The following is a 412-nucleotide window of genomic DNA, read 5'->3' on the forward strand; positions in this document are numbered from 1 at the left end:
TGGGTGCGTCAGGATGGCATGCGAGATAGCAGGGGTTGGGGTGTAGCGGCCACGGTCGTCGACACGCACCTCAACCTCATTTGCAAGCAGGACCTCCAATGCAGAGACCATGGCCGGCTCCGAAAGCGCATGGGTATCGCGGCCAACAAAGATTGCGCCCGTGGTGCCCTGCTCTTTACGGTAATCCACGATGGCCTGGGTAATGGCCAGAATGTGCCGCTCATTGAAAGCGGCATCCAAAGCCGAACCGCGGTGACCAGAGGTACCGAAGACCACCTGCTGGTCCGGATTTTCTACATCGGGAACACGGGTGTAGTAGGCGGTAACAAGCTCCGCGATATCGATGAGGTCACTTGGTTGCGCAAGCTGGCCAGCTCGTTCATGTGCCATGGATTGCTCCTTTAGGGGGGTG

1 pseudogene is annotated in these 412 nt (G+C 58.5%); it reads right to left on the reverse strand.

Annotated elements, in window-relative coordinates:
• Positions 1-390: pseudogene (locus HMPREF2888_RS12290) on the reverse strand (phosphoglucomutase, alpha-D-glucose phosphate-specific); the annotation flags it as partial.
• Positions 391-412 lie beyond the last annotated feature (22 nt).

The organism is Corynebacterium sp. HMSC077D03 (assembly GCF_001808545.1).
GTDB lineage: Bacteria > Actinomycetota > Actinomycetes > Mycobacteriales > Mycobacteriaceae > Corynebacterium > Corynebacterium simulans.